Here is a 14909-nt window from a genome sequence, read left to right on the forward strand (position 1 = left end):
CTGAAAAACGAAAAGCGTGTAACCGGTGATTACACGCTTTTCTTTTTATAGGTGGCAGGGGAAGAAGGATTCGAACCTTCGCATGCCGGAATCAAAATCCGGTGCCTTAACCAACTTGGCGACTCCCCTAACGAATTTGCCGCTGACTTAGTCAGTCGCAAAATCGAGTAACTGGTGCTGACTTATTGAAGAGCAGGTAAACCCGGTCATCCCTTCAAGAAGGCAGGATATTACTGCATCCGCCTGATTTTGTGAAGCGTTTTTTTGCGCACTTTGCCGCGCAAACGCTGCAAACACACAACTGCCCGACCCCGTCATTCTAGCGGGCGCAAACTGATTGAGCCAGTCTAACTGCGCGCCAATCAGAGGGAATTTTGCCACCGCAACGGCTTGCAAATCGTTGTGCAATTGCATCCAGTCGACTTCACCTGCCAGTAGCGCCGCCTTCACCGAGGCCGTATTCCGCGGCAAATCCGGGGCGCCGAAAATCGCGGGAGTGGGAACATGCACGGCCGGGTGCAGCACCACGAATTGCTGCTCGGGCACCGCTATCGGCGTCATAATTTCGCCAATGCCTTCTACCAGCGCCGTGCGCCCAAACAGAAAAAACGGCACATCAGCGCCCAGCTGCACGCCCAGCGCCATTAAGGCCGCGCGGGATAAATTCAGCTGCCAGAGCCGATTGAGCGCCAGCAACACCGTGGCCGCATCGGAGCTGCCGCCGCCCATGCCACCGCCCATCGGCAGCACTTTATCCACCCGCAGATCCACCCCTAACTGACAGCCCGTGTGTTGCTGCAACAGGCGCGCCGCGCGCACGGTGAGATCACTCTCGGCCGGCACCCCCGGCAGTGGGTTGTGATGCACTACGGCAGTATCGGGCCGCACGCGCAGCCAGATCGTGTCTTGCCGATCAACCAGCTGAAAAATCGATTCCAGCAAATGATAACCATCGGCGCGACGCCCAGTGACGTGCAAAAACAGGTTTAACTTGGCAGGGGCCGGATAGGCCTGAAAGCCCGCCGCATCAACGACGGGAAGATAAGAAGCTGTGCTCATGGTTGTGCGGCGACGCTCGCCTGCTGCCATTCATTGATCAAAACGCGGATTTTAATCGCATCCTGCGCGCTGTCGAGCCGTTGTAACTCGATCCGATAGGGCCATTGGCCGCCCCGGTAATCGCTAGGGCTAATCCGCCAGCCAGCCTGCACGAGGGTGTCGCCCTCGCGGCTAAATGCTGCCGTGGGCGCAGGCAAGCCACGCAACCACCAGCGCATACCACTAACTGGCAACTGTACGCCGGTCAATTCCAGCAATAATGCTTCAGGGTCGCGAGCCGTGCGGCGCTCGGTGCCGCGATCGAGCTCAGCCTCGACCACCACATCACGCTCATAGCGCAAACGCAACTCGGCTAGGGTATTACCCAACGGGGTATTCAGCGCCAGCGTGTCACGCTCGGCGCTGGCCTGCCAGACAAACTGCACGGTATCCGCCCGCTCTGCCTGGCGAATATTCACCCGCCCACTGGCGGCAAAGCCTTGCGATGGCGGCGCCAGCGGCGTCGAACTACAGGCTGCCAAGCACAAAGCCAGCAGCGCCAATCCTAGTTCTTTCATCCGCTCAAAGCCCCAGGCGCTGGCGAGTTTCCAGCGCAACCTCATCATCCGGCTGGCGCGCCAGCGCTTCATCCAGCAGCGCTTTGGCACGCGCGGTGTCGCCTTGCTGCGCCAGCACTTCAGCCAGGTGGGCGGCGACTTCAGCATCCGGCATCTGCCGGTAGGCGCGCTCTAATAATTGCTGCGCCTCGGCCACCTTACCCTGCTTAAAGCGCAACCAGCCCAGCGAATCCAGAATCACCGGATTATCCGGCTGCATCGCAATGGCTTGCCCCAGGTAGGTATCCGCTTCAACGAGACGATCAGTACGGTTCGCCAGGATATACCCCAGGGCATTGAGCCCATTCACGCTATTGGGCTGCTGGCGCAGAAATTCGCGCAAATCCGCTTCTGCTCCGGCGTAATCGCCAGCTAGATCACGATACAGCGAGCGATCATAAAATAGCTCGGCCTCATCGGGCTGCGCCGCAACGGCTTTATCCAGCGCGGCCAATGCTTTATTCAGTTGCCGGCGCTCGCGCCAAACCTGCGCCTCGATTTGCGCTTTGCTGGCCTGCTCTTTCGCGGTGGCGACCGGTAGCGCCGCCAGCGCCTGATCGGCCTTGGCCTGCTGGCCGAGCTTGGCATACAGCCGCGGCAAGCGTGGCTGCAGCAAGGCTTGCTTATCGGCGCCCGCTTTCAAATACCAATCCACCGCATCTTGATATTGGTGTTGCTGCTCGGCCACCTGCCCCAGATACGGGGCCAGCTGGCTGGTGGCCGCGGGGTTGAGCGTGACCGAGCGCAGCAGGCTGCGCTGCGCCTTAGCCACTTCATTGAGTTGCATGGCCACCAAACCATGGCCGATCAGCGCTTCGAGCTGATCCGGGTTTTTCGCCAGCACTTGCTCGTAGGCGCTCAGGGCCGGCACTAATTCGCCACTATCTGCCGCCAAGCGCGCTTGCGCGAGTACCACGCCCAGCGATTGCGGATTATTTTTTGCAGCCTGCGCCAGTAGTTGGGCTGAGGCTTGCGGGTCTTTGCCTTCCAGCAGCTGCACTTTATACAGCACCGCTGGCTCCCAATCTGGCCGCTGCTTCAGGGCCAGATTCAGCTCGGCCAGCGCCGGGTCGATTTGCTTGGCGCCACCATAGCCAACCGCGCGCGCAAAATGCGCCTCGGGCAGATTATCGTAGCGTGCAGTTAGCTCGAGCGTGAGATCGAGTACGGCTTGGCGATCCACTTCTTTGGGCCACAGCTGATGCATTTGCAGGAAAAAGGGCGCCACTTCGCTGGGCTTAGCTGCAAACATCGCTTGCAGATGCGGCTTGGCTTCAATCAGCCGGCCACTACGCAGTAATAAGCTCACCATCAGCTGCCGTGCCGCGAGCGCCTCGGGGGCGGCGGCAATCCAGATTTCGGTCGCTTCCTGTGCCAACACCAATTGCCCCGACGCCACGGCAAGCTGAGCCGCTCGCTGCGCCACGCGTGGGTCTTTGGATTTGCGCGCCAGATCCACCCAGGCTTCGGCGGCGAGGCCAAATTGACCACGTTGCGCTGCGATATCACCCACTAGGAAGCGCAACATCAGCTCATCGCTCATTTCCAGCTTGGGTAGCTGCGCTTCGCTGTATTGGGGCAGCGCATCGGCATCATTATCGGCGGCAGCCGGCGTCGGGCTGGGGGTGGCCGCTGGCGGCAAGGTACTGGCGCAGCCACCCAGCCATAAACTCAGGGAAACCAGGACAGCACGAAGGGGGAAAGTCATGAATGCTCCAACAGTGAGCGGCGACAAACGGAATGTCGATATTAGGTAAACTAGGCAGCAAAGTCCAACTGCAGGCCCTGCCCATGCCCGAACTCCCCGAAGTAGAAACCACCCGCCGCGGAATTGAGCATCATCTTTTACAGCAAACCATTGCTGACATCATAGTGCGCAACCCGCGGCTACGCTGGCCTGTGCCGGCCGAGCTGGCGCAGATTTTGCCCGGGCAAACGATTTTATCGGTGCGCCGGCGTGCCAAATATTTACTACTCGAAGTAGAGCGCGGCACCGTGCTCATTCACCTCGGCATGTCGGGCAATCTGCGGGTATTAACCGAAAACTATCCGGCCGAAAAACACGACCATATCGATCTGATGCTCGCTAATGGCCATTTGCTGCGCTATCGCGACCCTCGGCGTTTTGGTGCCTGGCTGTGGCTAACTGGCGATCCGCTGCTGCACCCGCAGCTCGCGGCACTCGGCCCCGAGCCACTAAGTGCAGCGTTTGATGCCACTTATCTGGCTAGCCAGCTTGCCAATAAGCGCACCCCGATCAAACCCAATTTGATGGATAACCACATCGTGGTCGGCGTCGGCAATATTTATGCCTCCGAATCACTGTTTCGCGCCCGCATCAACCCGCAGCGCCCGGCCAACAGCCTGACCGCAGCCGAAATCAGTCGCCTAGTAAATGAGATCAAGCACACACTTACCGAGGCGATTACTGCTGGCGGCAGCACTTTAAGGGATTATGTGGATACCGATGGCAAGGCCGGATACTTCATGATTAATAGCTATGTCTATGGCCGCGCGGGCCAACCTTGCCGGGTGTGTAGTACTGCAATTACAACAATCCGGCAGGCGCAGAGGGCGACTTTCTATTGTCCGCGCTGCCAAGATTGACAAGCGCCAGAGGGCGCGGCATAAACAGAGAATAATTAAGGCAAGCTGCCAGATGCGCCCGGCGCACAAGGGGACAAAATGAGCACCGATTATCTGCACCAGGAAGAAGTCGCGGCCAACGATCATCTGATCGCCAATTTTCAGGCCTATAGCCAATGGCGCGGCACGCTGACGCATTCGATTGCCCAGCTGTCCCGCTGGCTGAGCGATCAAGACCTGAATGACACGCAAACCACGCTGCGCATTCAGGCCATGATTGAGCGGCTGAAAGAAGACAAACTCAATATCGCCTTCGTGGCCGAGTTTTCGCGCGGGAAATCCGAGCTGATTAACGCGATCTTCTTTGCCCATTATCGCAAGCGGATTTTGCCATCCAGCGCTGGCCGGACCACCATGTGTCCGACCGAGCTGCTGTTTGATGCCAGCAAACCACCTTGCCTGCAGCTACTGCCGATTGAAACCCGCGCCGATAACGTCACCACGGTGGAATACCGCCGCTATCAAGACGAATGGCACACCATCGCGCTGAATATCGACGATGCCGATTCGATGCAGGAAGCCTTCAAAGAAATCGGCCGCACCCAGCGCGTCAACATCGAAACCGCCAAGAAATTCGGCCTGTACGATGAAAACGACCCGGATCAGGTGATTACGGTTGACCAACGTGGTGAAGTAGAAATCCCCTGCTGGCGCCACGCGGTGATTAACTTCCCGCACCCGCTGCTGGAGCAAGGTCTGGTCATTCTCGATACCCCAGGGCTGAACGCCATCGGTACCGAGCCTGAGCTGACGCTGAACCTGCTGCCTAACGCCCACGCTATTCTGTTTATTCTGGCTGCCGATACTGGCGTCACCAAATCGGATATCGAAGTATGGCGCAACCACATTGTGCGCAACCAGAGCGGCAAACGTGGTCGCTTGGTCGTGCTGAACAAGATTGATGGCCTGTGGGACGACCTGAAAACCAGCGCCGAAATCGAGCAGGAAATCGCCAAACAGGTTAAAACCACCGCGGATCTACTGAGCCTGCCACCGCAGCAGGTGTACCCTGTGTCAGCACAAAAAGCGCTGGTGGCCAAAGTTCAGAACGATGACGCCCTGCTGGTGCAATCCCGCCTCACCGCGCTAGAAAAAGCGCTTTCGGATGATCTGCTGCCCGGCAAGCAAGATATCGTGCGCGATGCCACGCAAAGCGAAGTGGAAGACGTGGTCTCTGCCGTGCGGGCGATTTTGCAAGCCCGCCAGGAAGGCGTGAGCGAACAGCTCACCGAGCTCACCGGGCTGCGCGGCAAGAACCAAGATGTCATCTTGCAGATGATGGACAAAGTACAACTGGATAAAAAACAGTTCGAGCAAGGCTTGGTGCGCTTTCAAGCGCTGCGCTCGGTCTTTACCCAGCAAACCAACAAGCTGTTTTCGCTCTTGGGCAAAGACGCACTGAAAGCCGAAATCGACCGCATTCGCGACCAGATGGAGCGCAGCCTGTTCTCGTTTGGGGATGGCGGCTTGTCGGCCACGATGGATAAATTCTTTATCGATGTGAATGGTTCGATTTCCAAATCTGCGGAGCAGATCGCCGAAATTCAGGCCATGATGGCCGCGATGTATAAGAAATTCAGCGAAGAACACGGCTTGGGCACCGCCACGCCGCCACCGTTCTCAACCCTGAAATACCACAAAGAGTTGGCCCGCCTCGAGAAATCATTCCGCGAGCATTTCAATACCGTGGGCAATCTGCTCACCACCAGCCGTGGTCGCCTCACGCATAAATTCTTTGAAACGGTGGCCAGCCGGGTGGTGTATGTGTTTGAAGTGGCCAATCGCGACGTGGAAAACTGGCTGAAAGCCGTGATGGCACCGATGGAAACGCAGGTACGCGAGCATCAATTGCAGCTGCGCCGCCGGCTGGAATCGATCAAACGCATCCACAAAGCTACCGACACGCTGGAGGATCGTATCCTCGAGCTAGAAGAAATCGATCGCCAGTTGGCCGAGCAAATGGGTGAGCTCAACGGCCAATTGCGAAATGTTTACACTGCGCTGCAGGCCGAAATGCAGAGCAAAGTGGCATAATCAACCCACGCATTGACCCCAACGCCGCAGCAATGCGGCGTTTTTTATGGGCGCTCGCGCCCACACGAGGAGGAACGCATGGATGATCTGCAACTGGAAATTTGCGCCGGCTCGGTCACATCGTGTCTAGCGGCACAGGAAGGCGGCGCGCACCGGGTCGAATTTTGCGACAACCTACTTGAAGGTGGCACCACGCCCTCTTATGGCCAGCTGGCAGCCGCGCGCGATCGGCTCTGGATCACGCTGAATGTTATTATCCGCCCACGCGGCGGCGATTTCCTGTACAGCGATCTGGAATTCGAAGTGATGGAGCGCGATGTGCTGATGTGCAAGAAGATAGGGGTGGATGGTATTGTCATCGGGCTCTTAAACGCCGATGGCTCCGTCGATATACCCCGTACTCAGCGCCTGGTTGAATTGGCCGGGCCGTTGCCGGTGACCTTCCATCGTGCCTTTGATGTTGCGCGCGATCCGCAGCAAGCGCTGGAAGACATTATCCGCTGCGGCTGCACCAAACTGCTGTCGAGTGGGCAAGCGCCCACGGCGCTGGAAGGCGCGGCATTGCTACGCGAATTACAGCTGCAGGCTGGCACGCGCCTGCAGGTCATGCCGGGGGCGGGCGTGCGGGCCCACAATATTGCCGAGCTGGTGCGCGCCACCGGCTGCCGCGAATTTCATAGCTCCGGCCGCGCCGCCGCTGCCAGTGGCATGCAGTATTTCAACCCGCAGGTCAAAATGGGCGCACCGGGCCAAGATGAATACAGCCTAGTGGAAACCCGCGCCGATCTGGTACGCGAATTACTCGCCAATGCGCGCAGCGCGCTGAGCGCCGCCTAAACCTTAAATTACGGCGATGCGGCGCCCTTCGGCGCTGCTTTGCCGAGCCAGATCGAGGATATGCATCACCTCACGGGCTTGATGCCCGGGCACCGGATTAGGCGCCTCGCCCAGAATCGCCTGGCGGATCTGGCGGTAGTAGGCCAGATAATCGCCGGCCGGCAATGGCAATTTATCTACCAGGGTATCGTCGCCTGAGGCTTGTAGAATATCGGCCTGGCGCGTATCCCTACCCCAGGTATCTTGATCTGGCCGGGCGCCGTCTTTGAGCCAGCCTTCCTGATGGTCAAGACCATTGACCTTAAATGCCGCCTGACTACCCTGCACCAAAAAGCGCGGGGTACCGCCATGCACCAAGGTACCGGCCGAGAGCACGGCGCGCATGGTCTTGTAATGCAGCACCACGTGAAAATCATCGACCGTGAGCGCGCCTTCACGGCGCAAGCTTAAGTCGGCGCTCACCGCCTCGGGGGGGCCAAATAATTGCAGCGCCTGATCCACCAGATGCGGGCCTAAGTCATACCAAAGCCCGGCGCCCGGCACATCGGCCTCGCGCCAGCGCGACCGCACCTGTGGGCGGAAACGATCAAAATGGCTGGTAAACGAGACAATATGCCCCAAGCGACCCGCCCGTACGCAGGCGGCCAACGCCAGATAATCGCTATCCCAACGGCGATTGTGAAACACCGACAGCAAGAGTCCGGCGGCATCGGCTCGCGCCACCAGATCATCGGCTTCGCGCAAATCCAGCGTAAATGGCTTATCGATCACCACATGCTTGCCCGCCGCCAGTGCGGCGCGAGCCAGCGGATAATGGGTTTCATTGGGGGTGGCAATCACAATCAGATCGAGCCCCGGATGCGTAATCAGGCGATCGGGCTCGGTTTTGATCACGCAATCGGGCCAGTCGGCGATCACATCGGCGGGGCGGGAGCTGGCAATCGCCGTGAGCTGCAAACCGGGGCAACTATCAATCAGCGGCGCGTGGATCGTTTTTCCGGCATAGCCATAGCCAATCAATCCGACTTTCAATACTGCGGCATCCGTCACAGCCAACTCCTGCATCAAAACAGCCGCCACTGTATAGCGATTCAGGGCGTGTGTCAGTAAGGTGTTTACGGTGTTTTGCTGCACCGCAACCCCTCTTCAAACCCGCAATGTGATGTAGTTCAAACAAAAACAAGGCTTTAGCTTTCTTTACAATCACAAGCAATGCCAAGCAAAGCTTACGCCACGTCAGGATTTCATCGCCTCGGACTCGCGCAGCATATCCACATGCTCAATGCCATCTTCATCGTAAAGCGCCGAAATCGTCACAAAACCATGCCGACCATAAAAACCTTGCAAGTGGGCTTGCGCGCCGATTCGATTGCCTTGCCCCGGATAGCGCTGGGCAGCAAAACGCAGCCCTTCGGCGATCAGCGCGTGGCCAGCGCCAGTGCCGCGCCAAGCCGGGGCCACCACCACGCGCCCCAGGGAAGGCTCGGCAAATTTCTCGCCAGGCGGCACTAGCCGCAAGCAGGCGGCCAGCTGCTCACCATCCCACCCCAGCAAATGATCTGCACTCAGATCGAGCGCATCCAAGTCGGGGTAGGCGCAGGCCTGCTCCACCACAAACACGGCCTGACGAAGTTGCAAATAGTGATAGAGGGTTAGCGAATCGAACTCAGGCCAGCGTCGCCATTGCCATTGCAAATCCATCTCGCGCTCCGGGCAAAAGGCTTATTCTACGCGGGTGGCGCCGCTGCCGCAGCCTTAGTGTGCGCGTTGCGGGGCGGCCACCGGCAAGCGCAGGATAAAGCGGGTGCCCTCACCCAGCGTACTTTCCACCCGGATATCGCCACCGAGCACCGAATGCACAATGTTGTAGACAATATTCAGCCCGAGGCCCGACCCCCCTTGCCCCAGTTTGGTGGTAAAGAAGGGCTCGAAAATCCGTGAAAGATGCTCGGCGGGGATGCCACAGCCATTGTCCGCCACCACCATTTCCAGCTCGCTAGGGCTCACCCGCCGCGCCGTCACCGTCACCCTGCCATCATCGCGGCCGGCAAAGGCGTGGTTTTCGGCATTGGCGATCAGGTTATTCAGCACCTGCGCCAGTGCCCCGGGGTAGCTATCCAGCCACAATTCGGCCGGCACTTCGCTAGACAGCCGCTCGGCCGAATACAGCACGCTCATGGTTTGCATCACCTGCTGCACAGATTCGGCCAGCTCGAAGCGCCGACGCTGATCGCTGGTTTGATCCACCGCCACCTGCTTAAAGCTACTGACCAATTGCGCCGCCTGCTGCAGATTGCGCATCAAGATCTGCAAGCCCTGCTCGGTAACCTCAACATATTCGGTGAGGGCTGCTTTGCGCAGCGTTTGCTGCGACAGCTGCTCGGCCAGCTCGCGATTTTTCTCCTGCAAGGTTGAGCCCATGGTGACCCCGACCCCAATCGGGGTATTGAGCTCATGCGCCACCCCGGCCACCAGATTGCCCAGCGCGGCCATTTTCTCTGATTCCACCAGCATGCGCTGGGTGGCTTTGAGCTGGGCGATGGTGTCTTGCAAGACAGCATTGGCCTCGACCAGCTCCCGCGTGCGCTGGGCGACAGTTTCTTCCAGATGCTCGGCATGGTGAGTGACCGCATGCAGATAGCTGGCCCGCTCGCGAGCCGTGGCTGCCACTTGGTGAAAACTATCCTGCCAAGCTCGCGACACGGATGGCGCTTCGCTGTCGGGCGCGTTTTGTACCCGCCCCACAAAATCCACCAACCGTAGTGCCGGCCAGGCAAAAAAGTAAGAAATCGCCCACGCTGCACACAACAGCAAGGCCAGTAGCCCCACCATCACCAGCGAGGTGGCTTGCTGGGTGCGGGCATTGGCTTGCTGCAATTCCAGCGCCGAAAAATACACCAGCAGATGCCATTGCTTGCCCTTCACCGGCAGCCCCAGCCAATACCAGTTACCGGCCTGCTGAAAGCTGCTGCGCTTGCCAGCCACTAGGCTAGCCAGCGGAATCTGCCGCAAATCCGCCGGGAGTATATCGCCCAACTTGAGGATATCCTTGGCATTCAGCACCATACCCTCATCATCGGCCAGTACATTGCCCACCGAATCAACGACCAGCGCGTGCCCGAGCAGGTTTTGCTCATGCCGCAACACATTGGCGAACATCTTGAGCGTGACATCGGTGCCCACCACCCCGGCATACTGCTGCTCGACGTACAGCGGGTGCAATAAGCTCACCATCGCGCCCTTGCCGCCCGCATCGTAATACGGCGTCGTCCAGCGCATTTCGCGGTTGGGATTGCGGGTGGGCGACATCAGCTGGACCGGGCGAGTGCCACCGGCATCAAACACCACTTTGAGCATGCTGGCGGTATCTTTGGTGCCTGTGGCCTGCCATAGCTCAGGCTCGGCGATATGCGGATAAATTGAAGAAAAATCTTCGCGTGGCGAGTAGTAATACGACCACTGAAAAAAGGGGTGAGCCTGATGCGTCGCATGCATCAGCGCAAAGGCGCTCATGGCGGCGTCTACTTCCCGCGCCAACTGCGGCTGGCTAAGCGCTTGTGGCGCCACCAGCGCCTCACCCAGTCGTTCACGCCACCAGGGTTTGAGCTTTTCCCCAATCAACGCCCCGCTACCACTGCGGCGCACCCCCTGGCTGCTGAGCTCTTGCCACACAGCGGGCGACCAGCCGAGCGCGGGCTTTTGCAACACATCGGTCATTTGCTGACCCAAGCGCTGCAAATGACTGGTGGCCACCTCGGTTAGCTGCTCGAACGACAGCCGTTGCTGCTCGGCCCGCGCCTGCGTCAGCGCCAGTAGCCGCGCCTCGCCGGCGGCTTCGGTGTGTTGCTGGTAATACCACAGGCCTGCCAGCACGGGCAGTACCATCGCCAGCAAAGAGAGCACAAATTGCCGCTGCAAGCGCCGCAACGGCCGGCCGCTGGCCGGGGCAATGGCAGGAGAGGAAGGGGTATGCATGGCCAGCTCACCAGTGACGGGTCGAACAGCTCAGTTATAGACCGCCCACCTGCCGCGGCCAATAAAAAACCCGGCCAAGGCCGGGTTGGTCGCACAAGGCATCAGCTTAGCCGCCAATGCGCTCGCGCCATTTAGCGACTTGCACCAAGACCTGGAATGGCGCAGTACCGCCCACGTGGTTGCGGGCGTCGAGCGAGCCTTGCAACGTCAGCACTTGCTGCACGTCGTCTTCGATCAGTGGCGAGAAGGATTTAAGCTCCACCAAGGTCAGATCAGCCAAATCTTTTTTCTTCTCTTCGGCATACCGCACCGCCAGTGCAACCGCTTCGTGCGCGTCACGGAATGGCAGGCCGCGTTTCACCAGGTAATCGGCCAGGTCAGTTGCGGTGGCAAAGCCTTGTTTCGCAGCGCGTTCCATCGCTTCCGGTTTCACAGTAATGCCACGCATCATGTCGGCGTAAATACGCAATGTGTCGGTCAGCGTATCAACGGTGTCAAACAGACCTTCTTTGTCTTCCTGATTGTCTTTGTTATACGCCAGCGGCTGGCCTTTCATCAGCGTGAGCAAGGCAATCAAATGGCCATTTACACGGCCAGTTTTCCCGCGCACGAGCTCAGGCACGTCGGGGTTTTTCTTTTGCGGCATGATCGAGCTGCCGGTACAGAAACGATCAGCAATATCGATAAAGCCGTAGCGTGGGCTCATCCACAAAATCAATTCTTCTGACAGGCGCGACAAATGCGTCATGATCAGTGCGCCAGCGGCGGTAAATTCAATCGCGAAGTCACGATCTGACACAGCATCGAGCGAGTTTTCGCAAATGCCTTCAAAGCCCAGCAATTTCGCGGTAATGCTGCGATCGATCGGGAAAGTGGTCCCTGCCAGTGCCGCAGAGCCCAACGGCATGCGGTTCACGCGTTTGCGCGCGTCGGCCAAACGCTCAGCATCACGGCCCAGCATCTCAACATAGGCGAGCATATGGTGGCCAAACGTCACCGGCTGCGCTACCTGCAAATGGGTAAAACCGGGCATAACGGTGCTGGCGTTTTTCTCGGCCAGATCCACCAATGAGTGCTGCAGATCACGTACCAAGCCCAAAATCAAATCAATCGCGCCGCGCAGATACAGGCGGATATCGGTGGCCACTTGGTCATTGCGGGAACGGCCAGTGTGCAGGCGTTTACCAGCGTCGCCGATTTTATCGGTCAGGCGGCGCTCGATATTCATGTGCACGTCTTCCAGATCCAGGCTCCACTCGAAGCGGCCGGCGCGGATATCATCCAGAATGTCGGCCATGCCGCTTTGGATGGCGCGCAGATCTTCATCCGACAACACGCCCACCTGATTAAGCATGCCGGCGTGCGCCAGTGAGCCCTGAATATCGACTTCCGCCATGCGGTTATCAAAAAAGACCGACGCGGTATAGCGTTTCACCAGCTCAGAAACGGGCTCGTTAAAACGGCCAGACCAGGTTTTATTGGCGGAATCAGACATTGCAAGGTTTCCGGAAAATAGATATGAGAAATCAGTGGCGATTATACGGGAAAATCCTGCCCCTCGCGCAGCCGGCGCAGTACGCGCCCATGCCGACGTGTCGACACCAATACTGCCACAGGTATTAAGCTGCAAAGCAAGATAATCATAGCCTTGGCAGCAATACCCCTAGCCCTGCCGTTGCAAAATCGCCAGCTCGGCCTCGGAGAGAAAACGCCATTCGCCCTCGGCCAGATCAAGATCGGCCAGCTGCAGCTCGCCAATCGCGGTACGCGTCAGCGCCGCACAGTGATTGCCCGCGGCGGCCAGCATGCGTTTCACCTGATGATATTTGCCTTGTTCGAGCACGATTTCAATCTCGAACTCGCCCAGCTGGCGCGCGCTCAGCGCCGCAATTGGCGCGGGCTCGTCAATCAGTTGCACGCCTTTCAGTAGGCTTTGCACGAGTGTCTCATCCACCGGGCGGGCGGTGGTGGCGCGGTAGGTTTTCGGCTGATGGCGCTTGGGCGAGCTTTGCGCATGAATAAACGCGCCATCGTCTGATAGCAGCAACAGCCCAGTGGTGTCGTGATCCAGCCGGCCTACTGGCTGCACATCGCGCCATTCCATGTTTTCGGGAAACAAATTCAAAATCGGCGGGTGATGGCTGGGCTTGCGCGAACATTCGTAACCGCTGGGCTTATTGAGCACCAGATACACTTGCGCGCGGTATTCCCACTCTTCGTCAAACACGGTGAATTTCAGCCCTTCGGGGATAAATTCGGTTTTCCAGCTGGTGACCGTTTCGCCATTTACGGTGACTTCACCGTCTTCGATCAGCTCACGACAGCCTTTGCGCGAACCAAAGCCCTGGCTTTGCAAAATCCGGTCTAAGGAAAGTTTTTTCATACCCTGCATCCTGAATAGTCTGCCGCCATTGTAAAGCAGCCACGCGTGGCTTACGACCACGCCGATCGGGGTGATCCCGACTGGTCTGGCGGCGCCGCGCCGCTTAGACTGAGGCTTTGCCGATTCAGCGAGTGCACCATGCCGGTAGTTCACTGCACCCTTGAGCGCCATGGCGCCGCCATTTTGGCCATTTTGAACGACGCCATCCTGCACAGTACGGCGCTGTATGACTATCAGCCGCGCAGCAGCGAGCAGATGGCCAGCTGGTTTGCCGCCAAAATCGCCGGCGGCTATCCGGTATTGGGGCTGGAAAACAGCGCTGGCGAATTACTGGGCTTTGCCAGCTATGGGCCGTTTCGGGCTTTTCCGGCGTTTAAATACACGGTAGAGCACGCGATTTATGTGGCGCCCGGGCAGCGTGGGCAAGGCATCGGCGAGCAATTATTGCGGCTGATTATCGCCGCTGCCGAAGCCGACCAGCGCCACACCCTGATCGGCGCAATCGATGCCGCGAACCACGCCAGCCTCGCGTTGCATCAGAAACTGGGCTTTGTCGAAACTGGGCGCCTGCCGCAGGTGGGGTTTAAATTTGGCCGCTGGCTCGATCTGGTGTTGTGCCAGCTCACACTCAGCACCCCGGCGCAGCCGCAAGACGGTTAAATATCACGAAAGCATATTGAAATCGTGGCGCAATCTCTGCATGCTATCAGGTTGTTTGTGAGAAAACCTGCAGGACACCCTAGCATGCCGCACCCCACGCGCCGCTGGCATCCAAAAAAATTGCTACGCAGCAAATGGACCGCCGTACAGCCGAAAGAAAAAGAGAAGCACTTTATCGTTGTGCGGGTCGAAACCGACCCGAATAATATCCAGCGCATGACCGACATTACGCTGGAGGCGGTGTTTACCCGCCGGCACTTTACCGTGCACTGGAGCGAGCTGAGCAACACCGAGCACTGGAAGGTAGGCTGGGTATAAGCCCATCGGCCTTTAAAATAAAAGCCTAGAGGCCTATACCCTCAACACAAGATAGCTTAGCCGCGGGTTTCCACGATCAGCAAGTGGTAGCCAAACTGGGTTTGCACCGGGCCTTGTACTTCATTCAGCGGCGCGCTAAACACCACTTTATCGAATTCCGGCACCATCATCCCCGGGCCAAATGAGCCCAGATAGCCGCCTTGGGCGCTAGATGGGCAGCTAGAATGCTCGCTGGCCACCGCGGCAAAATCCGCCCCGGCCAGAATTTGCTCTTTCAGCGCCAGACATTGGGCTTCGGTATTCACCAGCAGGTGACGGGCGGTAGCTTGAACCATGAAATACTCCTGAGTAGATAGAAAAACAGCGGCACAAGGCCGCTGCGGTTAGGGAATGTATATGGG

At 58.5% G+C, this 14909-nt stretch carries 14 protein-coding genes and 1 tRNA gene; 5 read left to right on the plus strand and 10 right to left on the minus strand.

Annotated features, from left to right (window positions below; translation table 11 throughout):
- Positions 1 to 52: 52 nt before the first annotated feature.
- The 4 genes from G482_RS0113130 to G482_RS0113145 form a co-directional block, all read right to left on the minus strand.
- Positions 53 to 129: transfer RNA gene (locus G482_RS0113130), tRNA-Gln, on the minus strand.
- Positions 130 to 147: 18 nt separating this feature from the next.
- On the minus strand, positions 148 to 1059 hold the full coding sequence (ispE, locus tag G482_RS0113135) for a 4-(cytidine 5'-diphospho)-2-C-methyl-D-erythritol kinase (RefSeq protein ID WP_028450412.1): 912 nt from the start codon (positions 1057 to 1059) through the stop codon (positions 148 to 150).
- Positions 1056 to 1655 (minus strand): outer membrane lipoprotein LolB, encoded by a 600-nt coding sequence (locus tag G482_RS19735; protein WP_051259021.1) that lies wholly within the window; start codon positions 1653 to 1655, stop codon positions 1056 to 1058. Before G482_RS19735 ends, ispE begins: the two co-directional genes overlap by 4 nt.
- Positions 1621 to 3363, minus strand: coding sequence for a tetratricopeptide repeat protein (locus tag G482_RS0113145; protein WP_028450413.1), 1743 nt, complete (start codon positions 3361 to 3363; stop codon positions 1621 to 1623). The genes G482_RS19735 and G482_RS0113145 overlap by 35 nt, the downstream gene beginning before the upstream one ends.
- 83 nt (positions 3364 to 3446) lie before the next feature.
- On the opposite strand from G482_RS0113145, the gene mutM reads away from it, so the two are divergent.
- From mutM to G482_RS0113160, 3 genes are all read left to right on the plus strand, one after another.
- Positions 3447 to 4262, plus strand: coding sequence for a bifunctional DNA-formamidopyrimidine glycosylase/DNA-(apurinic or apyrimidinic site) lyase (gene mutM / locus G482_RS0113150; RefSeq protein ID WP_028450414.1), 816 nt, complete (start codon positions 3447 to 3449; stop codon positions 4260 to 4262).
- A 78-nt stretch (positions 4263 to 4340) separates the two neighbouring features.
- On the plus strand, positions 4341 to 6335 hold the full coding sequence (locus G482_RS0113155; protein ID WP_051259022.1) for a dynamin family protein: 1995 nt from the start codon (positions 4341 to 4343) through the stop codon (positions 6333 to 6335).
- A gap of 78 nt (positions 6336 to 6413) precedes the next feature.
- Positions 6414 to 7172: a copper homeostasis protein CutC gene (locus G482_RS0113160; RefSeq protein ID WP_028450416.1), complete on the plus strand. Its 759-nt coding sequence runs from the start codon at positions 6414 to 6416 to the stop codon at positions 7170 to 7172.
- A 3-nt stretch (positions 7173 to 7175) separates the two neighbouring features.
- Here the strand turns inward: G482_RS0113160 and G482_RS0113165 are convergent, their stop codons facing one another.
- From G482_RS0113165 to G482_RS0113185, 5 genes are all read right to left on the minus strand, one after another.
- Positions 7176 to 8237, minus strand: a complete 1062-nt coding sequence (locus tag G482_RS0113165; protein ID WP_156905406.1) for an oxidoreductase — start codon at positions 8235 to 8237, stop codon at positions 7176 to 7178.
- A 171-nt stretch (positions 8238 to 8408) separates the two neighbouring features.
- Positions 8409 to 8873: a GNAT family N-acetyltransferase gene (locus tag G482_RS0113170; RefSeq protein ID WP_028450418.1), complete on the minus strand. Its 465-nt coding sequence runs from the start codon at positions 8871 to 8873 to the stop codon at positions 8409 to 8411.
- Between the two features lie 54 nt (positions 8874 to 8927).
- Complete coding sequence (locus G482_RS19740; protein WP_051259023.1) at positions 8928 to 11147, minus strand: ATP-binding protein; 2220 nt, start codon at positions 11145 to 11147, stop codon at positions 8928 to 8930.
- Positions 11148 to 11253: 106 nt separating this feature from the next.
- Positions 11254 to 12642 (minus strand): argininosuccinate lyase, encoded by a 1389-nt coding sequence (argH, locus tag G482_RS0113180; RefSeq protein ID WP_028450419.1) that lies wholly within the window; start codon positions 12640 to 12642, stop codon positions 11254 to 11256.
- A gap of 168 nt (positions 12643 to 12810) precedes the next feature.
- Positions 12811 to 13530 carry a pseudouridine synthase gene (locus G482_RS0113185; protein WP_028450420.1) on the minus strand — a complete coding sequence of 240 codons (720 nt, stop codon included), beginning with the start codon at positions 13528 to 13530 and terminating at the stop codon, positions 12811 to 12813.
- Between the two features lie 138 nt (positions 13531 to 13668).
- Between G482_RS0113185 and G482_RS0113190 the strand changes: the two genes are divergently transcribed.
- Positions 13669 to 14190 (plus strand): GNAT family N-acetyltransferase, encoded by a 522-nt coding sequence (locus G482_RS0113190; RefSeq protein WP_028450421.1) that lies wholly within the window; start codon positions 13669 to 13671, stop codon positions 14188 to 14190.
- An 84-nt stretch (positions 14191 to 14274) separates the two neighbouring features.
- Positions 14275 to 14508, plus strand: a complete 234-nt coding sequence (locus G482_RS0113195) for a TIGR02450 family Trp-rich protein (protein ID WP_028450422.1) — start codon at positions 14275 to 14277, stop codon at positions 14506 to 14508.
- A 56-nt stretch (positions 14509 to 14564) separates the two neighbouring features.
- Here the strand turns inward: G482_RS0113195 and G482_RS0113200 are convergent, their stop codons facing one another.
- A complete protein-coding gene (locus G482_RS0113200; RefSeq protein ID WP_028450423.1) occupies positions 14565 to 14843 on the minus strand; it encodes a peptidylprolyl isomerase in 279 nt (92 codons plus the stop codon).
- Between the last annotated feature and the right edge of the window lie 66 nt (positions 14844 to 14909).

The organism is Chitinibacter tainanensis DSM 15459, assembly GCF_000429785.1.
GTDB lineage: Bacteria > Pseudomonadota > Gammaproteobacteria > Burkholderiales > Chitinibacteraceae > Chitinibacter > Chitinibacter tainanensis.